Origin of the sequence: Photobacterium indicum, from assembly GCF_003026215.1 — a bacterium.
Classification (GTDB): Bacteria; Pseudomonadota; Gammaproteobacteria; order Enterobacterales; family Vibrionaceae; genus Photobacterium; species Photobacterium indicum.
The window spans coordinates 190,904-212,828 of sequence record NZ_PYOC01000008.1 but is presented as its reverse complement, the minus strand read 5'-3'; the positions used below and the strand labels follow the sequence as shown (position 1 = coordinate 212,828).

The window sequence follows — 21,925 nt, the reverse complement described above, 5'->3', positions numbered from 1 at the left end:
AGCATCTCACTTATACTATCAACCTACGGTTCTAATTAATTCACCAATCCATGGATGCAACGTGTCTTTATCTTTATCTTGCTCTAACTGATAAACAAGGAACCCCAGATAGGTATTTTTGCTTTTTGGATGAAACCACATCCCTACTTTCCGCAACTCTTTCTCAAAGCAGGCATCAGCACCTTGGTCCTGTCGAAGTTTTTTCAAATACCACTTCTTAGCATCATCGATCAGAGGCTTAAACAGCCTCCACTGACCTACACGTCCTTCGTTTAATCGCTTTTGATCAAGATGGTACAACCTTATAGAAAGCCTTACTTTAATATCTTCAGGGCTGTCTTTTTCGAACCTAGAAAATGGAACTCCAGACTTATCGTACGAAAGAAGCCGCCATTCTAATCTTTTGCACGGGTCGAGTAAAACGGGGACCTCATTGTCTTCGTCTAACTCATCATAAGCACGTTCAGGCTCATTCACTAAGGGAAAGTAGTTCCACTTCCCGCCCCCGGTCCCTTGCAAATCCTTTCTGTATTCGTTGCAGTGTTGACATGAAAAGCGGAAATTCTCATGTTTAAATGCTGCCCACTTATAACCTGAATGCTCTGGATTTAAGTTATATCTGGCTAAAGTTTTTTCATCCTCTGAAAATTCAACTCCTTGCACTTTTCCCTTGGGTCGATAATGATCTACCGCATTGTCTGTTCGAGGAATGTTAGTTTCACAATACCAGCACCTTCCATTTGATAGTTCTTCTAAACTTTCTTTTAGTGCCTTCCAGACCGAGCTACGGTCATCAGCGACAATAGTGCCATCGACCAATGCTTCTGTAGCTGATTCAGCTCTATCTTCCCAACCATCAGGTAAGTCGATAAATGTGTTATCTACAAACCTCACTGATTATCCTCACCTAGTAACTTTGTAATCGCTTGCTTAGCAACTGCGTCACGATCCTCTTGAGATAGGCTTAGTGCAAAGTTAACCAGCTCTTGAAGGCTATCAGCATCAGATTTTTCATAAAGGAGAGTATTACGAATTTTTATGTAGCGCTCATAGTCATCATCACGCTGTGACATACTGAATCTATCATTATCTAACCACTCTGAAATGACTTGAAAACGCAACTCTTCAAATTTGGTCTTATTATCAATACTTGCTAATGCTCTGTATGTTTCTAACCGTTTTTGAGTTCGTTTATCTAGTGAAGAACCTAGCCCAAACATATCGCTAGTAATAATGCCCGCATACCCCATCCCTTGAGGATCGTAATGTGGTTTATGAGACTCAATGCTTCTAGTCTCATCATCACGACTTAGGATTTGGACTTGGTCGCGTGCCAATTCAGCGATGGCTATAGGATTGTGAGTCGTTAGAACTATGTGGCTATTGTTTTCACCATCAGACCCAGAGGTCACAAACTTATTCAAATAGTCTATGTAATCAACGCTCCACTTAGGGTTTAAATGAGTATCTGGTTCATCCAGTAAGAACAAGCTTTCTTCTTCTGCGGTAAACCTCAGCAAGCCTAATACGGTCAGTAATTGCTGTTCCCCCTCACTGAGTTCACGGAAGGTTACGCTACCATCATTCTTTTTAAGCTTAACGCGAATCCGCACTTCGCTGATCAGCTCTGATACATAGGTACTTTCTAGATCACGGAAAAAATCTCTTGGTTCTTGATCACCAACTAATTCGTTCAGCTTGCTGATATCCTTGATAAACATATAAAGGTATTCACGACCTTTTTTGTTCCATAATGTCGCTTCATCTTTTCTTTTTATCTTTATAGGTGCGGTGGAAACTTTATGAACACGATCCAAAAACTCACGAACAATGCCTTCAGCTCCCCAGAATATATCAGGTGCTGTCTTACATGCTCCATAAGTACCTTTAGGGTCTTTATTCTTGTTCAAATTCCATGAAGGTTCGTTTAACTCTAACAATACAGAGTCTATGCTTTCAGCGTTTTCATCTGTTTCTAGTCCTAGTTGCGTATCAAGAAAGTGCCTGACTAGATCATCTTGTTTAAGTACAAATGCTAAAAGCACAAATTGGCTGTGCACAGGTAAAGCATAAAACAACCGCCTTAAACCTGGGTCTTCCGACTTAGCGTTACGAAGTTTTTTATCATATTGCTGAAGATACGGGCGAAATACCGACTGCATGCGGTCGCTATGGCCAGAATAGTAGCCAAACACATATTTCGGTAAGAACTCATCTTGCCGCTTTTTGAAGTCAGTAAACTTAAGCGAAGCTAATATGGGTTTATCAGCTAAAATGCTTAACAAATCAACTTCCAAAGTAGCTACATCTTTAGTTCCACCTAAATCACGATAACTGATTAAATAAGCATCTTTAGTACGTTCAGGATCTGCGCTGATCTCAATTTCTTTTTCATGACAAAAATACCTAAGGGTATAAGCAAACGAAGGTTTGTCTTTTTCATTTTTGTCGTTCTTTCCCATGATTAAATCACGGAAAAGTACCGCCAACGCCTCAAGTACATTTGACTTACCCGTGCCATTCCAGCCTATAACTAAGGTGATCCATTCTTCTTCTTCAAAATCGATTGTGACGTTTTTTAAGTTTTTAAACCGTTGACGATCACCCTCTCGGTCTGAACCTATTGTAAATGAGGCTAAGCGCATTAATCTTCCTTAACTTCTTGCGTAATCAGCTTTAATTGATCGTAACCACCATTACGTTCAATTTCAATTTTGCCTGCTTTTTCTAATTTCCGCAGTTCTGTGTAAATCTCTTCGATGCGATCAGTTGAGGTCTCATCGACAATGCCACACTTTTTAAAGGCTTCTTGGGCATCAACCCAGCCGTCTTCTGCGGTTAAAACTTCTAGTAAGGTATCCATCACATCAACTTTTTTTTTAGGTTTACGCGGCGTTCGAGGCTTGGGGATTTTTGCCAAGGCTTCACGTTCGGCTTTTATTTTTTCTAATAATACCGAAGCTGGCTCATCGTTGGGATCTAGAGGTACCAGTTGACCAGAGAATGCTGATTTAAGAATGTTTTTTCGTTGGGCTTCGGATTGTTTTAAGCCAAGTGCCGTTGCTTTTTTTTGATGCTTTATATTTTCTAATTTAGTATTCAGATACTCAACAATCGTCAATTGCTCTACTACTGGTGGTAAAGGGATAACTTCTTTATATAAGATTTCCAAATTTATGTTTTTTTGCGCTGTCGCAGGCGCTTCATCATTAAGCTTGTGTTTTAGAATTCTAAACACATACTCAACGTACTCAATTGGCATATCTTCAATAATTGTCGAAAATCCAACAATGCTGTCCGGAAAACAAGCTTCGATATCTAAAATAGCTGTTTCACCAATATTCGCAGCAATAGTTATACACATTGTGCCTTTGGGCCAAAGTTTGCTCTGTTTGAGCCCTTCTTCACTGTATGTTTTTTCTGTGTGTCTTATATATTGATCTGCACTTCGAATCTCACCTGTTTGTACAAATGGATAAGCACCACCATACAAATGCTCTGCATTCCTAGGCCTATGTTTTGACTTTCCTCGATCCAGCCAGCCGATTTGAGATAAACTCGCCCAAACCCAACCTGCTGGTAGTTCAGGCAAGTCTGCTGTGTCGGGTCTTACTGGCTCTGGGTATTTCTCTTTCCAGTTTTTCGGTGGTTTTTTATCTTTGGCTTGAAAGTCTGCTAATTTTTGCTGCTCCCAACGTTCGCGACGTTCAGTAAGAATTCGCACTAACAATTGTTCGCCACTTTCCCGAATACTACCGCTGTTAGCTTCTCGCCATTGTTCTGTGAGCGAGCCTTCAACAGCACTTCTCAATAGGGATTGGCGATATTGAATGAGTTTGATTTGCGCCGCTTTGAGTTCTTTTACGCCAGCATCGAGTTCAGAGAAGAGTTCATCGAGTTTTTCTACTAGACGTATTTGTTCATTCATTGGCGCAACATTTATAGGCCAAGCCTTTACAATCTGCTGTGAAATGTTTGGCTGTGCGCCTCCTTTACCTGCATCTATAAATTTCTGGGTTTGAGAAATGAGGTAATAGTAAAGATATACAGGCGTAACAGCATCGGTGATGCCAACCGCACAGGCTTGATTTGTAGCTGCATCAATGCCTAGAATTGATGCCTTGCCAATTGTGGCACCGTACATAGCTAACACAACAGAGTTTTTTGGAAAAACCTTTGCACTAGAGTTTCTAATTGCGTCTTCAGTAATGAACTCTTCAGCATCACAAACTATTCTGTCACCTAGTTCACCCGTTTTGAGCCACGGAATATTACCCTTAAAGTAGTCGGGTACTTTTCTAGAAGGCGTTCCACCAGATGACCAAACTGCAACATCTTGTAAACTAGCCTTACTCCAACCTTGCGGTAATTGTACTATTTCACTCACGCAATTAATTCCTGATTCATTTCAGCCAATAGGCTATCTAATTCGTTTTTATCGTCGTTGTTAAACAAGCCCCACACTTTTTGTAACCCGCCATGATCGGAGAAAGGGCTGTAGTCAAAGTCATCGCGTTCTATAAAACAGCTGGCGGAAATATGGTCTTTAATCAAACGCAGCCATTGGGTTTGTTGCTCGGTAAAGGCGGTTGAACGCTGAGCGTTGTGGCGGAAAATCCACTTTTTAAACTTGGCGTCCACCTGTTCGACAAAAGGCTTCAGCTCTGCATCTAGGCCAATGGCAAACTTTATTAACGAGATTATATCGGTTAGTTGTCGTTGCGTGTTGGCTTTTTGCTTAGTGTTTTTATCACCGCCTTGATTTAGCCGTTCATAGGCAGTCCACAACTTTTCTGTGGTGAGTAACAACGGTGGCTTGCTTAGCGCTTGGTGCAACTCTTCTAACATGGCAAAGGTTAAACCCCTACGCTGGTATGGTTGTTGATAGAAAAAGCTCAATGCTTGAATGTCGTCTTTATGTTGTTCAATAAAATCTTTGAACGTTTGAATTACTTTTTCCGCATCATCAGTAGCTTGGCCGCTATAACCTGAATACGTAACTGTATCGAGGTTTATATGGTCGATAAGCTGTTCGTGATCTCTACGCGCTGACTCTATCACTTCGCGAGTTTCTGGGTTATCAAAGCTTTGGCAGGCTTGATCAACAAGCTGGTCTTTAGCGGTTTGGCGCTCGGTGTCCGTTAGTGTTTCTTCACTACGTGTAATACCCGCCTCTTTAGCATTGGTTAATGCTTTTTGATTGATAGCATCTGGGTCAATGGCGGTGAGCAGTTCTCTAGCTAGTTGCGGTAATGGTTTTCCTGCTAATTTCTCTACCTTATCTAGACCGCGCTTATCGAGTTGTTTGCTTAACCGAGTTAAACGACTGGCTAAACTTTGGATGGTCTCATCATCTCTATGTCCCATTGCCACACCTTGCAACAGGTCTTTCATTGAAAGGTTAGGCGCTCGCTCTAATGGTCGGCTTTCTGTTTTTAGGGATTTCTCTACCCCAACGGCGTCAATAAGAACAAAGCGATCTTTATCGGTAGTCGCGCTTTTGCTGACATTATGTAAATCCTCGTAGCTTAAACTACGCACACCACGACCTTTCATTTGTTCGTAATAGCCTTTGCTGCGTACGTCTCGCATAAAGAGCAAGATTTCTAGTGGCTTTACATCAGTTCCCGTTGCAATCATATCAACGGTAACCGTGATCCTTGGGTTAAAGTCGTTACGAAAGTCATTGAGAATACCATCAGGGTCTTTCGCGCTATAGGTTACCTTTTTGCAGAATTCGTTACCTTGGCCATATTCTTCACGGACAATCTGAATGATGTCATCAGCATGGCTGTCTGTTTTGGCAAAGATCAGTGTTTTCGGTACTTCTTTGCGATTAGGAAATATCTCTATTTCAACCGCCCTTTTCATCGCCTTTATTACTTGGCGAATTTGACTTTTGTTGACCACCGAACGGTCGAGATCTTTGCTGGTGTAATTGCTACCTTCTTCGGCCTGTGCCCAACGTTTTTTACGGGTGAGTTTATCTCGGTGATCGAGCCACTCTTTAGCTTTTAGTTCGGCACCTTTGTTACCAATTTCTGTTTCTATCTCATAGACGTCGTAGCCTACGTTCACACCATCGAGGACCGAATCTTCGTAGCTGTATTCAGCAACAATGTTTTCATTAAAGAACCCAAAAGTACGCTTGTCTGGTGTAGCGGTTAAACCAATGGTGAAAGCATCAAAGTAATCAAGTACCTGTTTCCATAAGTTGTAAATAGAGCGGTGGCACTCATCAACAATGATAAAGTCAAAGGTTTCGATAGGTACTGCTGGGTTGTACTTTACCAACTTTCCCTGTTGTTGATTTTGTTTTATTTCATGTAGTGATACATCTTCAGCACTTTCATCTATAGGCTTGCCGCTCAAGATAGAGTACATGCGTTGAATGGTACAAATACACACTTCAGCCGCATCGTCTATTGTGCTGCTGTTTAAGCGCTGAACAATGTGATTCTCATGGAAGAAGGTTTGTGTACCTTGTGGTTTAAACGCATGGAACTCTTGTTGTGCTTGTTTACCTAAATTTCGAGTATCTACTAGAAAGAGTATACGTTTCGCACCACCATGATTAAGCAAGCGGTAGACTGCATTAATGGCGGTAAAGGTTTTACCCGCGCCTGTTGCCATGTGTATCAGCGAACGTGGCCTATTTTCAGACAGCGATTTCTCAAGCCCTGTAATGGCACTCACCTGACAATCACGAAGAGTCGCTTTCTCCAATTCTGGCATACAGTTTTTTAAACTGTAACGTAATGAGTTGTCTTGTTTGGACCACGTTTGTAGAGTTTCAGGCTTAAAAAAGTAAAAGACTTCGCGAGCTCTTGGGGCTGGGTCTCTAAGGTCAGTAAAATGAATGACTTGGCTTGTTGCTTCAAATAGAAACGATAAAGGTGCTTCTTCTTTTCGGAACTTGATTTTACTAGTGGCATAGCGAAGAGTTTGGTCTTCCACCTGTGAAAGAATTGTTTCATCTTTTTTTGCTTCGATAACACCAACAGCTAAACGGTTAACGAATAACAAGTAATCGGCACTATCTGTATATTGCCCTTTCCCACTGTCAATTGGATACTCGCGAACCGCTACACCCAAGCCTTCGCCAAGATTAACCTTGGGCCAAGTCTGTATTTTCCAGCCAGAGGCTTTCAATTGCTCATCAATTGATAAGCGCGCCTGCGTTTCCGGTTTTAGTCCGTCAATATCCATAGTTCAGTTCCAAGCTCTGTTTAATTGATTAACCTTCGAAAAACTCTTCGTCAATTCTTTTCAAATGCAATACGTCTTCATCTCTACTGCCGATGTTGTAGCGCAGCATTAGTTTTGCTAGTTCTTTTCCGTTGATAAGCACGATACGCATACCAAGGTCTTTCGCTGTTTGAGTAGCTGATGAGGTAAATTCTGAAGTGGTAATAAAAATACCTTTCTGTGCTTTCTTCAGATTAAGCGCACCAAAGAAGTCTCGGATTTCACCAGCGCCTACGTTATTGCCATCCGCATAGCGTTTCGCTTGAAGATAAATCTGATCTACACCAAGTGGGTCTTGGTTAATAACACCATCAACACCATTATCTCCACTCTTTCCAAGTGTATGAGCCATTCCTTCATCGCTGCCGCCGTAGCCCATAGCCAAAAGCAGCTCAATAAGAAGTTGTTCAAAAAATGCAGGTGTAACTTTGCGGGTACGTGAGAGAATGTCAGACGCTAGAGCATCGTTGATTTGCTTATAAGCAGCTCTAAGCACTTCATCCGGAGTAGAGTCGCTATTAGCTGCATTAACATCATCAACTTTCTCTACATCACTATTCTTCGGCTTAGTGAACGTATTAAAGTCATCAAAACGCTTCAAGTAATGATTATTGACTTCTTCACCACTATCTAATGCTTCACACCCCAAATCAGTTATAACGAAATGACCACGCCTTGTGGCTTCAAGTAATCCAGCTTTAGCTAGATACGTTTTTGCCCAACCGACCCGATTAGTAAAAGCTGCTTGTCGTCCACTAGGAAGTAGCTCGGTTCTCTGATCTTCAGAAAGATTGAATTGCTCCGCGAGTAAATCAGTAACATAGCTAAGTTTTACTTCTTGATTCTTTGCCGCCTCTAAAACGGGCTTCATTAACTCTTGGTAAGTTGGAAGCATTTAGGCACCTACATTCTTTTGTTGCGCGATCCACGCATCAAGATCTTCACGTTTGAAGCGCCATGAACCGCCGACTTTGAAACCAGGAAGCTTTCCTTCGCTTACTAATCTATATGCTGTTTTTTCGGCCAACTTTAGATAAGCAGCCACCTCTTTCAATGTTAAAATTTGGTCTACCATTCAGAGTGTTATCTCATATTGGTTTAATTCATCAGAATTGATAGTGAGAGAATATGGGAAAATAGAGGAAGCGGCAATGATCTAAGTGGGGTTATGGGATTAGTTGCTTTATTAAATCCATGATATTCAACACTACGAACATTTCAATCGTAAGCGAGCCATAAACCCCGCATTCAGTTAACTGACATCACACTTTATGATTGTGTCTTCAACAACTAATGAAGACGAGAGCATTGATGTCGGCAACGTTTTTATCTCTATGTTTCAAACATCACTTTACTTAGCTCGGATGCCCAATAGCTATCGAATCTCATAACCGTATCAAAAACACACATAGCTTTAGTGATACAACAGAGCCATTTTAGTCGAGGGATAAGTGATTCTTAATATTGGCTTAATTTTCATATATAACCTTCAAAAGAGCCCAATGGAATAGGGTCGTTTCAACTTCTTCTTTAGCTCTTTTTCTTTTCTATATGAAAAACATGGAGCATTGATAGATAAGGAATGCTCTATGTTTATTATTTTGCACAGTTTCTAATATTTCTATTACTAGCTATGTGAAATTATCTAATCGGAATCCCGCCCTGAAAAATATTTTTAAGTGCTTGAATGAAATTGTAGTAATAGTTTTTATGTTCCTACTCGGAATAACGGTCGTTTATAGTTCCTTAGTGTAACTTGTTTATATGTTCCTACTAATTGCCATTACACCTTTTTATGTTTTTTTTACTGTGTCGGGAATGAATGAAAGGAACAAAGCGGGTGAATACTCAATAAATACGGGCATAAACTTCCCGTATTTTTGCAACGGTCAGCATAATTTCGGACATTAGCGGGTTATTTCGGTCGTGGCGTGATAGGCGTCATTGTTTTGTTTGGGGCGTTCTCTATGATTCTTCCCAAGCAGCAATAATAACGATGACAAGGTGTGGCGTGAAATCTTTTACTCGGACAAACCAGATAGTGAAAATAATCACTCAGGCAGGTCAAGCTACCGTAGTCGACTTATCTATTGAGTTGGGTGTCTCCGTTGAAACAGTGCGTCGAGACTTGAAAGCACTCGATGAGAAAGGTGATCTTGTTCGTGTTCACGGCGGTGCTGTCAGTAAAGAATATCAGGATGTTGGTACTTCATTTGTAAATCGTGCAGGCAGTAATGTCGAAGACAAGAGAAAACTTGTAGACCAGGCGATATCAAATGTTTTTGAAGGCGCAGTGATTGGTTTGGATGCGAGTTCGTCAAGCTGGCATTTTGCTCAGGACATGCCAGATATGCGCTGCACAATTGTCACCAACTCTATTAATAATATAAGCGCCTTGTCTGGTAAGAAGAATATTAGCGTGATTAGTTTGGGTGGTTGTTATTCTGAAAAGTATAAGGCCTTTTACGGAATGATAACGAATAACACTCTTGCTGGGATGGCTTTAGATTTTTGTGTGATTTCATGTGCCGGTTTTGATGTTGATAGTGGTGTATGGGATTCCAATGAGTATAACTATGATGTTAAAAGGATATTAATTGAAGTATCTGAAAAGACGATACTAATTGCCGATAAAAGTAAGTATAAAAAACGCAGTTTACTGAAAGTGTGCGAAATAGATGATATTGATATGATTTTATCAAACGCAATATTATCTGATGAGGATGAAATGAGAATAAAAGGAAAGATGAATATCCTTCCTTAATAATAAATATATTCATAACAACTCTAAACGCGTCCTTAAAATAATGGATGGGACGCGTTACACCTAAAGGAAATGTAACCATGACTGATACTCTACTCGCCTCCGGTTCGGGAGCAAATAAAAAAAGTACGGCAGAGGTAATACCAAAAGCCATTTTAATACCATTTATATTACTAACTTCATGTTTTGCACTATGGGGTTTAGCTAACAACATGACTGATGTGCTTATTGCGCAGTTTAGAAAAGTATTCACGCTAACAGATATGCAGTCGGGTCTTGTTCAGACTGCGTTTTACGGGGCTTATTTTGTGCTGGCTTTACCAGCTGCATTGTTCATTCAGCGTTACAGCTATAAAGCGGGTGTCCTGTTGGGCTTGGGTATGTTCGCATCTGGTGCATTACTCTTTTATCCCGCTGCCCAAGCAATGGAATACATGCCGTTCCTGATGGCGTTATTTGTATTGGCTGGTGGCTTATCAATTCTTGAGACTAGTGCGAACCCCTACATCATTGCAATGGGCCCACAAGAAACCGCAACAAGACGACTGAATATCGCACAAGCTTTTAATCCTGTTGGTTCTATTACGGGTGTATTGATTGGTAAGTTTTACATTTTATCGCAATTAAATCCTGCGACAGACGTAGAACGCGCAGCTATGACTTCTACTGAGTTAGGGGTGATTCAAACAGGCGAATTACATGCAGTGATGACACCTTACTTGTTTGTCGCTGCGGTGATTGTTCTTGTGTGGTTAGCCATTGCCTTTACTAAGATGCCCGCGACAAAAGATGCGGTGATTGAAACTGGTGAAGATCAGTCGATGCGTGCAACGTTTGGTCGATTGCTTCAAAAGAAACACTTTGTACGTGGTGTTATCGGTCAGTTTTTCTATATTGGCGCTCAAATTGGTTGTTGGTCTTGGACTATTCGCTATGTCATGACTCAGGTAGGTGGCACAGAAGCTGATGCATCAACGTACCTACTGATTTCAATTGTGACCTTTAGTGCTTTCCGCTTTATCTGCGTGGGCTTAATGAAATACGTCGCCCCTGAGCGTCTACTGGCTGTATTAGCGTTGGTTGCTTCGATATTAGTGTGTGTCGTGATGGGTGTTGGCGGTATTACTGGTGCTTATGCGTTAGTGGGTATCTCTGCATGTATGTCTCTTATGTTTCCGACAATTTTTGGCCTTTCACTGCACGGTCTGGGTGGCGATTCAAAATTTGGTGGTAGCTGTTTAATCATGGCCATTCTTGGTGGTGCATTGCTGACTGCAATTATGGGTCAGATTTCAGACTCGATTGGCATCCAAGCGTCATTTGTTATTCCTTTGATTGGCTTTCTTTACCTTATTTACTTCGGTCTTAAAGGCTACAAAGCAGATTAATCTCATTCCTTTTCAAGAGTAATTATTATGAACAACTTAGTTAAAGTCGGTATCCGCCCTACTATTGATGGTCGTCAAATGGGTGTTCGTGAGTCGCTAGAAGCGCAAACCATGAACATGGCAAATAATTTGGTCAAGTTCATTGAGCAGAATATTCGTCACCCTAGCGGTGAAGCTGTCGAGTGTGTTGTGGCTGATTCAACCATCGGTGGTGTGGCTGAAGCAGCGGCATGCGGTGAGAAGTTCAGACGTGAAGGGGTTGGTCTGACAATCACAGTGACGCCTTGTTGGTGCTACGGTACTGAGACGATCGACATGGATCCGCATATGCCAAAAGCTATTTGGGGCTTCAATGGTACTGAACGACCAGGAGCGGTGTATTTAGCGGCGGCTATGGCGGGTCACTCGCAACTAGGTCTTCCAGCTTTCTCTGTCTATGGTGAAGAAGTACAAGACGCTGACGACACTACTATTCCTGCTGATGTACAAGCTAAGTTGTTACGTTTCTGTCGGGCTGGTTTGACAGTTGCTTCGATACGCGGAAAATCTTACCTATCGATGGGTTCTGTTTCTATGGGCATCGCGGGTTCAGTTATTGATCCTTCATTCTTCCAAGAATATTTAGGGATGCGTAATGAATATGTCGATATGACAGAAATTAAACGCCGCCTAGATCGTGAGGTATATGACAAAGAAGAATTTGAATTAGCGTTGGCATGGACGAAAGAGAATTGCGTCGAAGGAAATGATTTAAACGGCGAGCCTCTCTCTACTGAACGCAAAGAAGAAGATTGGGCGACGGTTGTTAAGATGACAATGATCATGCGCGATTTAATGAAAGGTAACCCAAAGCTTGCGGCACTTGGCTTTGGTGAAGAGTCATTAGGCCATAACGCAATTGTTGGTGGCTTCCAAGGTCAGCGTCACTGGACTGATCATCTTCCAAACGGCGACTTTAGTGAAGCTATCTTGAATTCGTCTTTTGATTGGAATGGCATTCGCGAACCAATGGCGATTGCGACCGAAAATGACAGTTTAAACGGTATAAACATGCTGTTCGGCAAGATGTTAACGGGTAAAGCACAAGTCTTCTGTGATGTACGTACTTATTGGTCACAAGAGTCTGTCGAACGCGTTAGTAATTTCAAACCTGAATCGGGTTTTATTCATCTGGTTAATTCTGGCTCTGCGGCACTTGATGGTTCGGGTGAAGCTCGAGATGAGAATGGTAACCCAGTGATTAAGCCCCATTGGGACATGACAACAGAAGATGCAGTTAACTGTCTGGATAAGACCATTTGGCCACCAGCGATTATTGAATACTTCCGAGGCGGTGGTTTCTCGTCTAACTTCCTGACTCACGGCTCAATGCCATTCACTATGCACCGTATTAACTTGATTAAGGGAGTAGGACCAGTACTGCAGATCGCAGAAGGTTTCTCCATTGATTTGCCGGAAGATGTGCATGCTACGTTGAATGACCGTACTAACCCAACATGGCCTACAACATGGTTTGTACCAAAGCTAACGGGGGAAGGTGCATTTAAAGATGTGTATTCGGTTATGGCTAATTGGGGCGCTAATCACTGTGTCATTTCACACGGTCATATTGGAGCTGATCTACTGACATTAGCGTCCATGCTGCGTATCCCTGTATCTATGCATAATGTCGATGCTAAAGAAGTGTTCCGTCCTCATACGTGGTCTGCATTTGGTCAAGATGTTGAAGGTCAAGATTATCGAGCTTGTGCCAACTTCGGTGCGTTATACAAGTAGGTATTAGGTTTATCTACATCACTTTCATTGTTACATGGGTGCTCAATCACGAGTGCCCATGAATAAGGAATATTATGTCTTTGGCGATTATTTTAGATTGTGGTGCGACGAACTTGCGCGCTATCGCTATTAACAAAAAAGGCGACATTGTTGCTTCTCACTATACCCGTAATGAGACAGTACAAGGCGTGGAACAAGCTGATTTTCATACTTGGGATTTTGAACAAATTTGGCAAAAATTAAGCCTATGCTGCAAGCAGGTTATGAGCAAGCTCGATGGGCAGACGGTAAGCGCTATCTCGGTGACAACGTTTGGTGTTGATGGCGCCCCTTTTGATGCTGCTGGCCATCAGATTTACCCCATTATTTCGTGGAAATGTCCACGAACAGTTCCGGTAATGAGTCAAGTTAATCAAGAGTTTAAGCGTGAAGCGCTATATCAACAAAATGGTATTGGCAATTACAGCTTTAACACGTTGTACAAGTTGAAGTGGTTACAAGACAACGAGCAAGATATTTATGCTCGCATGGATAAGTTTATTTTTATCTCGTCAATGATCACCAAACAGCTAACTGGTGTTGTTAGTACTGATAGGACCATGGCAGGTACGTCTATGTTGACTGATCTGGTTGATGGTGGATGGAACAAGAGTGCTTTTGAGTACCTAGGGTTAACCCCTGATCATTTCGCTCCGATGGTAAATGCGGGTGATGTGATTGGTGTGGTAGATGAAGCCGCCGCATTGGTGACGGGGTTACCTGTGGGGACTCCAGTGATTTCGGCTGGTCATGACACACAATTTGCGTTGTTTGGATCGGGTGCTGAGGAATCACAAGCGTTTTTAAGTTCGGGCACATGGGAAATCCTCATGGCACGTTCACAAAAACCGCACTTAAGTGCAAAAGAATTATCGCAAGGGTTGACGGTTGAATTTGATTCGAAAGAAGGTTTATTCAATCCCGCAATTCAATGGCTATCAAGTGCGGTTATGGAATGGGTGGCGAATCGTTTTTATGCGGACGTGAGTGATTGCACAGATAAGTATGAATTAATGATTTCAGAGGCGGAATCGGTGCCTCCAGGCTGTAACGGCGTTCGTTTTGACCCTCACTTTTTAATCAATGATTTGGATAAAGGTGGGGGTGAGTTAACGGGGTTATCAATCACAACAACTCGTGGCGAGATTTACCGTGCGGCGTTAGAAGGCTTGGCTGTGCAGTTATGCGAAAGCGTAGACAAGTTGACACACAGCTGTCAGCTAAAAGAAGACAGCTTAATGGTTGTTGGCGGTGGTTCTCGCAATCGCTTATGGAATCAAATTCGTGCAGATATTTTGAATCGACCTATTCAGATCGTTGATCAGCCTGAGTCCACGGTGATTGGTGCTGCGATGTATGCGTTTGCGGGAGTGGGAGAATTCGAGAGCCCTTATGAAGCACAACAGGCGATGAAGCCACGCTTTAATACGATCTACCCTGCTCATTTTAACGCTAAGGAAGAGATAAAGGAGTATTCCCATGCTTAAAGGTATTCACCCTGCATTGTCACCAACGTTATTGGCGGTTTTATGTGAGATGGGCCATGGCGACGAGATCTTGTTTGCTGATGCTCACTTTCCGGCACACACATTCAGTAAGAACGTTATTCGAGCAGACGGTGTATCGGTAGACACCTTATTAGAAGGTACGCTTGGTTTGCTGGAGTTGGATCAGTATGTCGACAAACCGTTGGTCATGATGTCGGCGGTTGAGGGTGACAAGTTAGACCCTTGTGTGGAAGAGAAATATAGATCAGCGATGTGTCGCGTTATAGAGACATGCCCAGAGATTGAACGCGTTGAGCGCTTTGCATTTTATGAGCGAGTTAAAGCTTGCTACGCAGTTGTGCTCACCGGCGAGACAGCAAAATACGGAAACATTATTTTAAAGAAAGGTGTAACAACCTGCTAAGGAGTTAATCATGACACGTAACGAAATCTCTCAACAAATCATCGACACTTGTATTGAAATGACTCAACTAGGTCTAAATCAAGGTACGGCAGGCAATGTCAGCGTTCGCTTTGATGGTGGCATGCTTATTACACCCAGTGGTATTCCTTATGAAAAATTAACACCAGACCATATCGTGTATGTATCTAGTGATGGCACATTTGAAGACGGTAAATTGCCCTCATCAGAGTGGCTGTTTCACTTGACGTGTTATCAAGTGCGTGAAGATGTGAATGCCGTGGTTCATAACCATGCGATTAATTGTGCGGCTGTGTCTATTTTGAATAAGCCAATTCCTGCAATCCATTATATGGTTGCGGCATCGGGCGCGAAAGTGATCCCGTGTGTACCTTACGCAACATTTGGTAGTTCAATGCTAGCGGATTATGTTGAGAAAGGCATTAAAGCCAGTAAGGCGATCTTACTGCAGCATCATGGCCTCATCGCAGCAGAAGTGAACTTAGATAAGGCGTTATGGTTAGCTCATGAAGTTGAAGTGTTGGCTGAGCTGTATCTCAAGACGCTGGCGGTAACTCCGAATGTGGCGGTACTGGATGATGCTGAAATGGATGTCGTATTGGGTAAATTCCAATCTTACGGATTACGTGTAGAAAAATAATCGTATTGTGCCCACATTACGACAGCGTAATGTGGGCTTTATTAAAAGGGATATTTCATGGCATTTTCATTAAACCTGCCAAAGCTCAGTATTATGGGGCAAGGCGCGGTAGCAGATTCAATAGAAGAGCTTGCCCAGCAGTCAATTAAAAGACCGTTGATTGTGACGGATAACAATTTACTGGAGCTTGGTGTGTTGGATTCTCTGTTTGCGGCACTAGAGAGTAAAAGTATTGAGTATTATGTATTCAATCAAGTAACGCCTAACCCAACAGCCAATTTGGTTCGTACGGGTTATCAAGCTTACTTGGATAATAACTGTGATTGTTTTATTGCGGTTGGAGGGGGAAGTCCTGTGGATTGTGCAAAAGCAATTAGGATCATGTCCGCCAACCCTGGTGATATTTGTGATTATAATGGTATTGGGAAAGTAGTTAACGCGGGTGGGTATTTTATTGCCATTAATACCACTGCGGGTACTGCCGCTGAAATGACGTCTAACTCGGTGATCACTGACGAAGAAAATAAAGTAAAAATGGTCATTATTGATGCGAAGCAAATTCCTGATATTGCGGTTAATGACCCGGGTTTAATGATTGGTTTACCAGCTAATATTACGGCATCAACAGGAATGGACTCTCTTACTCATGCCATTGAATCTTATGTCACGCCAGGGGCTCATACCTTAACGGAGCCTACTGCACTTGAAGCGATTAAGCTGATTGCTAAATGGTTGCCGGTAGCGGTCAAAGATGGCGCTGATATTGAAGCGCGGGACAAGCTAGCGTGCGCTCAGTTTTTGGCGGGAATGTCATTTAACAGTGCTGGTCTTGGTTTGGTTCATGCGATGGCGCATCAACCAGGGGCCACCCATAATCTGCCGCACGGTGTGTGTAATGCTATATTGTTACCGATCGTGTGTGAATTTAATGCGGCTGTAAGCCCTGAACGTTTTAGAGCCATTGCAGAGGCTATGGGGGCTAATACAAGCAAACTTAATGATGTTGAAGCTGCTAACCTTTCGGTTAAGAAAATCAGGGATCTATCTGAGTTAGTTGGTATACCAGGTGGACTTGCTGAGTTGGGGATTGTAGAGGATGACATTGGTGGCTGGATTGATAAAGCCATGTCTGATCCATGTTTAGGCGGTAACCCGAGGCAACCTAGCCCTAAAGATATTACTGAATTATTCAAACGAGCTATGTAAGCATTAGAAATCCTCTTACATGTATTAATTTTTCATTTATTCATACTACATGAGCAGAATGAAAGGCAAAAAGAGTTAGGCCGGAAACCCTAAATGTTTATTTGGAGTGACTTAACGTGTCTACTTCTGTGTCAAATATGTTTGAAAGGGAATGCCTTTCTTGCAAAGAATACACCTAAAAAAGTCACAACATCACTAAGGCACTTGGCCGATGAATCAAAACCGATCACACAGAGAATTACAGACTTCCCAAAAGAACCATTCAACCTATACGGTTTAGGGGAGTCTGCTATCAAAGAGTTCAATTGTTGGTACTATCCAAATAAGTATCCCATCTGGAACAAAAAATCTGATAGAGCTCTAAATATACTAAGGTTTGGTTAATTTCGACCCTCTTAAAACTTGCCACTATTAATAAGTTAGTTGTAGTGGCAAGTAACTTCACGTTTATGATAATCATTATTCCACAAACTAATATTAGGCATATTCGCATTCCTTAATCAACAAACTTCCCCCCGCTCTGCTATCCGCTCTTCAATCCACATTTCCACTTCACTCTCGACCCACGCAACCGCCCTATCCCCCAACGACACACTCTTAGGAAATCGTTCTTCGTCCATAAACTTATAAATACTTGAACGGCCTAAACCTGTGATGTTCATTACTTCTTTCAATCGGATGAGTCTCATGATGAATTCCTTCTATGTTTTCATTCATCCAATTGACGAGATGTGTAATTTTTAAATCTCTTCCACCAGCCCTTCCCCCTTAAAATCTAGAATCAACAAACTTTCAAACACATATCACCACTGTGCACATACGCAAATAAACCAAAGGAACATGCCTTATGCACAGTAACGTTGAATACGCGATAGTCGACCCTATGACCGCAGACCAGGTACTCGATAAAGCCGCAGAGATCGTTGCTAGTCGTTATCTACGCGGTGATGTATTTACTAACCCACAAGCCACGAAAGACTACCTTCAGTTCAAAATGGGAGGATATGAGCGAGAAGTTTTCGCGGTATTATTACTGGATAATCAGAATCGGCTTATTGAATATAAGGAGCTCTTCTTTGGCACCATTGATGCTGCCTCTGTTTATCCAAGAGAAGTCATAAAGCTAACGCTCGATCATAATGCTGCTGCGGTGATCTTCGCTCACAATCACCCATCAGGCATATCAGAACCCTCGGATGCCGATAAACGCATTACTCAAAAGCTAAAAGATGCCTTAGCGCTAATTGATGTACGAGTACTGGATCACTTTGTCGTTGGGGAGACTTGTGTGTCTTTTGCAGAAAGGGGCTACCTATGATCGAACAAGAATATGGTGAGATTACGTTATCCAACGCCTTCCACCGCAACTTGGAAAAGCTGCTTCGTAATCATTCCATACCGATTGATACCTCTAAGCTAGTGATCAATTGTCGGGCGTTAAATTACTACCGCGATCAACAAGGGGCTCATCCGGTTGAAATACAACTCAAAAAGGAAAATGAAAAGTGGCGAGTTATTTTCATCGCCAGCTTCTCTTACCCAAGCGAGCAACATTCCTCAGTGGAAGTAGAACTGTATTTTCACCTCATCAATAATTGGTTCTACCAACCCGATGCTGGTGGACGCTGTAACCTCAATCATCCCCAAGTCAAAGCTCTCTTTACCACATGGATAAGTGCGTTTTGTCAGCAACTAACATCTCGACGCTTCGATGATATCAGCATCACGTTGATCCAATAGTCTTCAACCATCACACAATCATTCCTTTATCTTGTCGCCGCAGGAGGCTTCACTATGTCTGAATTTTCATTCGTTTCCGTTCCACTCCCTGTAACCCCGAAATTGTATACCTTACTGAATACCACGTTATGTGAACACTTCACGCAGCAATCCAAACCCAAAGACCATTCAGCAGACTTCTATACCTTGCACTTTAAAGACAGTAGTTATAACGCTGAACAAGGTGGATCCCATCCCATTGAAATCGCAATCAAACAACAAGCATCTGGGGAATGGAAAATAATGTACATCACGGAGTTCGCTTTCTTCGGTAGTTACTACCCTGAACTTGAACGGGATGTAGATTTTGATATAGAGAATGACATGGTGTTCATGACGGGGAGCGGATGGCAAAGCTTGAAATCAAAAGGCTTATCTGATTTTTACACCCTATGGGAAAACAACTTCCGAAGTTACATTGAAATGGCTGCCTATGATGTCATCAAGGTCAATCAAGCCTAAACACCAACAGGTAACTATAAGCACTCTCGCCCTCCCCCACATGCCACGATAAAACACTCTGTATCCCATCCTACCAAGCCCAACAATCCATGCGGCAAGTAATGCCGCACCTATCCATAAGATAGCGCCACAACGATCAGTGAAAGATCTGAATGCCTTTAGACTTGGACATACGACCTTGTCAGCTATCAGCTTCTCATCACTCATCCAATAGCGGCGTCAGTGCCATCACAACCATGACATTCCTACGCTCTCCCTAACGGCATTACTGCCTATGGGATAGGAATGTCTTCTATGTGTCGGAATAGAGATATGGAAACCATCAAGACCTCAACAGCAGATAAGATCGTACTGGTACTTGAGCTCTATAAGCGAATTCCAAAAAGCCACAAGGTAACGGCAAAAACACTACAAACACTGTTGAGTGATTCAGGAATTAAACGCGATATCAGAACCATTCAGCGCAACCTTGAACTGCTCATTGAGTTTTTCGATGTTGATAAAGATGATCGTGATAAACCCTACGGTTACTCACGCCGCTCTAACAACATTCTGAAAATTGGACCACAAGAAGCCATTTTAATTAATCTGGCTGAATCCTACTTGCTCAACCTATTACCCGCTTCATTAACCAAAGCAATTCAAAGTACGTTTCTGGACGCTAAGCAACAGTTGTACCCAAGTCATTCAAACGTGAAAGAAAGGCAATGGCTACGCAAGGTAAAGCTTGTCAGTGAAACACAACCACTCTTACCACCGCTTATCAATCAGCGTGTCTTTGAGAATGTCAGTATTGCGTTATTCAACAACCGTTGGTTAACGCTTCACTACCTCAATTCACACAGTGAGCAAGCGTCTCATGACGTCATGCCTTTGGGATTAGTACAACAAGGTACTCGCTTATTTCTCATCTGCCGTTTGAAAGGAGGACATAACGAGCAATCACTCGCGCTTCATCGCATCAGTAAGGCAACACTGTCTACATTCACTTTCACATACCCTGCCGATTTCAATTTGGCGTTATGTGATACCGAAACATCAGGCACTCAACATAACACTGGTCGTGTGCGACTTCAGTTTTGCATTACGTACCAGGCAGGTCAGTACCTCTATGAAACACCTTTATCCATCGATCAACACATCGAGATTAAAGGTGACTACTTACAGGTCAGCGCCACCCTCACGGATTCATCACGTCTGACTCGCTGGTTAAACAGTTTCGGGAAAGATGTATTCAACGTTCAAAAAGGTTCTACCCATACGCAGCCAGAAACGTCATTCGAACTGGCTGAGTATTCCTCTGAAATCAATTCAAACCACATTAAGGAATCAATATGAAAAAGCTACTCACGCTATCTGCAATCATCATCTCTTTTACTGCATCGGCTGGTGGTACATTAGGCGGTAACGTTCCTGCTGACTCTGGCGCGGTAAATACATCCGTAGGTGTTTGTGTCACTTATCGTGCCGCAATTAAGAAAGCACAGGCTGAAGGTAAAGACATCAAGGCAATTGCCAAGCCTAAAGATGTTAACTGCGATAAATAATCCGCTATCTACCTATTCAGGACAATTAGGACAAACCATGAAGGAGCATGTTGTTAAGTATCCACTCTCTATCCTGCTGCTCTATGCAACGTACTCAATTGCAGCAATGGATAAGTTAGATAGTTTTGATACGGCTATTATCAACAAGACACTGACGAAAGTAGAGATACAATCTATCGTCAATCATTGGTATAGCAGTGAGTTAGGAAAGGTCGAGCAAACAGCAAACCGTGTCAGCAATCATATTCCTCTCAACGAACGTACCAAGCTTGTTAAAGTAGCATTAGATGAACACTACCAAACGCTTTGCGATCAGCTGAGCATAGAGTGCAGCATCCAATAATATAATGAGGTAGGCATATGCCTACCTCATTAATATCACGATATCTCACCATTCTTTTTTTAAACATATATCACTATAAAAAAAGACCTTTTTTAGCTGACTTAATAAATATCCCATTAATTATATAAAACTACACCCAATATTTTTCCCACCACTGCCATACTGCTTAGTTTCTATTTTTGCTAAGTAGCTTAAACGCTTAAACACACTGTGATATTGGATTTTATAATTGACAGCATTGACATCTAAGTAATACAAAGGCGTATTTTGAGGGAAATGAACCAGTCCAATTATATCTTTGAACTCAACCTTTAATGCACTTGCCCAAGCATTCTGTATCTTCGAACTCAAATTATTACCGAATGACAAATAGTCCCCCAGCGTGTGGTATGTATCTTTGTTTAAGAAAATAGCCACATGGTAGTGAGGTTGCTGTGCCTCATTCCTTTCTTTCACCCATACAAAACGTACCCTGCAATTATGTACTCTTATATTTTCACGTTTCTTCCTTATCAGATCTGCCTTTATCTGTGCTTTTAACGAATCCATAAATCTTGAAATAACATTAGGTTCATCAGGTATTGGCAAATCGATACAACTAGGTATCGCTGGCATATGTAAATCAAATCTAACCACCAGCGTTCTAGGATATTCCGCTAATGCTTTATTCAATACAATATTAATTATTTCAAGGTAGGCAGGGACAAACGTGTAATGAGGTAACAGGTCTCTATTTTGAAATTGATGTTGAGGTTGGTATGTCATTTAATCTCTCCTTCTGTTAATTACATAAGAGAGTCGATA

At 42.0% G+C, this 21,925-nt stretch carries 21 protein-coding genes; 13 read left to right on the top strand and 8 right to left on the bottom strand.

Going from position 1 to position 21,925, the window contains the following annotated elements; translation table 11 throughout:
- Positions 1 to 18: 18 nt before the first annotated feature.
- Genes C9J47_RS19585 through mads1 form a run of 6 tightly spaced genes read right to left on the bottom strand, consistent with a single transcriptional unit; the run spans position 19 to position 8,323 of the window.
- Entirely contained in the window at positions 19 to 894 is an 876-nt protein-coding gene (locus C9J47_RS19585; RefSeq protein ID WP_107255004.1) for an HNH endonuclease family protein, read from the bottom strand.
- Positions 891 to 2,645, bottom strand: coding sequence for an AAA family ATPase (locus C9J47_RS19580; protein ID WP_107255003.1), 1,755 nt, complete (start codon positions 2,643 to 2,645; stop codon positions 891 to 893). The genes C9J47_RS19585 and C9J47_RS19580 overlap by 4 nt, the downstream gene beginning before the upstream one ends.
- Complete coding sequence (locus C9J47_RS19575) at positions 2,645 to 4,387, bottom strand: restriction endonuclease subunit S (RefSeq protein WP_107255002.1); 1,743 nt, start codon at positions 4,385 to 4,387, stop codon at positions 2,645 to 2,647. Before C9J47_RS19575 ends, C9J47_RS19580 begins: the two co-directional genes overlap by 1 nt.
- A complete protein-coding gene (locus C9J47_RS19570; protein ID WP_107255001.1) occupies positions 4,384 to 7,209 on the bottom strand; it encodes a type I restriction endonuclease subunit R in 2,826 nt (941 codons plus the stop codon). The genes C9J47_RS19575 and C9J47_RS19570 overlap by 4 nt, the downstream gene beginning before the upstream one ends.
- Before the next feature lie 28 nt (positions 7,210 to 7,237).
- A complete protein-coding gene (locus C9J47_RS19565) occupies positions 7,238 to 8,143 on the bottom strand; it encodes a restriction endonuclease (protein WP_107255000.1) in 906 nt (301 codons plus the stop codon).
- A complete protein-coding gene (gene mads1 / locus C9J47_RS19560; protein ID WP_107254999.1) occupies positions 8,144 to 8,323 on the bottom strand; it encodes a methylation-associated defense system helix-turn-helix domain-containing protein MAD1 in 180 nt (59 codons plus the stop codon).
- Positions 8,324 to 9,259: 936 nt separating this feature from the next.
- On the opposite strand from mads1, the gene C9J47_RS19555 reads away from it, so the two are divergent.
- The 7 genes from C9J47_RS19555 (at position 9,260) to fucO (ending at position 16,990) form a co-directional block, all read left to right on the top strand.
- On the top strand, positions 9,260 to 10,012 hold the full coding sequence (locus C9J47_RS19555; protein WP_211321773.1) for a DeoR/GlpR family DNA-binding transcription regulator: 753 nt from the start codon (positions 9,260 to 9,262) through the stop codon (positions 10,010 to 10,012).
- An 80-nt stretch (positions 10,013 to 10,092) separates the two neighbouring features.
- Entirely contained in the window at positions 10,093 to 11,400 is a 1,308-nt protein-coding gene (gene fucP, locus C9J47_RS19550; protein ID WP_107254997.1) for an L-fucose:H+ symporter permease, read from the top strand.
- A gap of 27 nt (positions 11,401 to 11,427) precedes the next feature.
- The gene (gene fucI, locus C9J47_RS19545; protein WP_107254996.1) at positions 11,428 to 13,176 is read left to right on the top strand and encodes an L-fucose isomerase; all 1,749 of its coding nucleotides are present in this window, start codon (positions 11,428 to 11,430) and stop codon (positions 13,174 to 13,176) included.
- A gap of 74 nt (positions 13,177 to 13,250) precedes the next feature.
- Positions 13,251 to 14,702, top strand: a complete 1,452-nt coding sequence (fucK, locus tag C9J47_RS19540; RefSeq protein ID WP_107254995.1) for an L-fuculokinase — start codon at positions 13,251 to 13,253, stop codon at positions 14,700 to 14,702.
- Entirely contained in the window at positions 14,695 to 15,126 is a 432-nt protein-coding gene (gene fucU, locus C9J47_RS19535) for an L-fucose mutarotase (protein WP_107254994.1), read from the top strand. Before fucK ends, fucU begins: the two co-directional genes overlap by 8 nt.
- Before the next feature lie 10 nt (positions 15,127 to 15,136).
- Positions 15,137 to 15,784, top strand: a complete 648-nt coding sequence (gene fucA, locus C9J47_RS19530) for an L-fuculose-phosphate aldolase (RefSeq protein WP_107254993.1) — start codon at positions 15,137 to 15,139, stop codon at positions 15,782 to 15,784.
- A gap of 57 nt (positions 15,785 to 15,841) precedes the next feature.
- Positions 15,842 to 16,990, top strand: coding sequence for a lactaldehyde reductase (gene fucO, locus C9J47_RS19525; RefSeq protein ID WP_107254992.1), 1,149 nt, complete (start codon positions 15,842 to 15,844; stop codon positions 16,988 to 16,990).
- Between the two features lie 500 nt (positions 16,991 to 17,490).
- Here fucO and C9J47_RS19515 read toward each other — a convergent pair whose 3' ends face one another.
- On the bottom strand, positions 17,491 to 17,679 hold the full coding sequence (locus tag C9J47_RS19515) for an AlpA family transcriptional regulator (RefSeq protein WP_107254990.1): 189 nt from the start codon (positions 17,677 to 17,679) through the stop codon (positions 17,491 to 17,493).
- A 158-nt stretch (positions 17,680 to 17,837) separates the two neighbouring features.
- On the opposite strand from C9J47_RS19515, the gene radC reads away from it, so the two are divergent.
- From radC to C9J47_RS19485, 6 genes are all read left to right on the top strand, one after another.
- Positions 17,838 to 18,308, top strand: coding sequence for a RadC family protein (gene radC, locus C9J47_RS19510; protein ID WP_107254989.1), 471 nt, complete (start codon positions 17,838 to 17,840; stop codon positions 18,306 to 18,308).
- A complete protein-coding gene (locus tag C9J47_RS19505) occupies positions 18,305 to 18,730 on the top strand; it encodes a DUF2787 family protein (RefSeq protein ID WP_107254988.1) in 426 nt (141 codons plus the stop codon). Before radC ends, C9J47_RS19505 begins: the two co-directional genes overlap by 4 nt.
- 54 nt (positions 18,731 to 18,784) lie before the next feature.
- Entirely contained in the window at positions 18,785 to 19,231 is a 447-nt protein-coding gene (locus tag C9J47_RS19500; RefSeq protein ID WP_107254987.1) for a DUF2787 family protein, read from the top strand.
- Positions 19,232 to 19,543: 312 nt separating this feature from the next.
- Positions 19,544 to 20,569, top strand: coding sequence for a helix-turn-helix transcriptional regulator (locus C9J47_RS19495; RefSeq protein WP_107254986.1), 1,026 nt, complete (start codon positions 19,544 to 19,546; stop codon positions 20,567 to 20,569).
- Positions 20,566 to 20,778, top strand: coding sequence for a hypothetical protein (locus C9J47_RS19490; RefSeq protein WP_107254985.1), 213 nt, complete (start codon positions 20,566 to 20,568; stop codon positions 20,776 to 20,778). The genes C9J47_RS19495 and C9J47_RS19490 overlap by 4 nt, the downstream gene beginning before the upstream one ends.
- Before the next feature lie 37 nt (positions 20,779 to 20,815).
- Positions 20,816 to 21,121 carry a hypothetical protein gene (locus tag C9J47_RS19485; RefSeq protein ID WP_146150855.1) on the top strand — a complete coding sequence of 102 codons (306 nt, stop codon included), beginning with the start codon at positions 20,816 to 20,818 and terminating at the stop codon, positions 21,119 to 21,121.
- 120 nt (positions 21,122 to 21,241) lie between these two features.
- Here C9J47_RS19485 and C9J47_RS19480 read toward each other — a convergent pair whose 3' ends face one another.
- Positions 21,242 to 21,886 carry an inovirus Gp2 family protein gene (locus tag C9J47_RS19480; protein ID WP_107254983.1) on the bottom strand — a complete coding sequence of 215 codons (645 nt, stop codon included), beginning with the start codon at positions 21,884 to 21,886 and terminating at the stop codon, positions 21,242 to 21,244.
- Between the last annotated feature and the right edge of the window lie 39 nt (positions 21,887 to 21,925).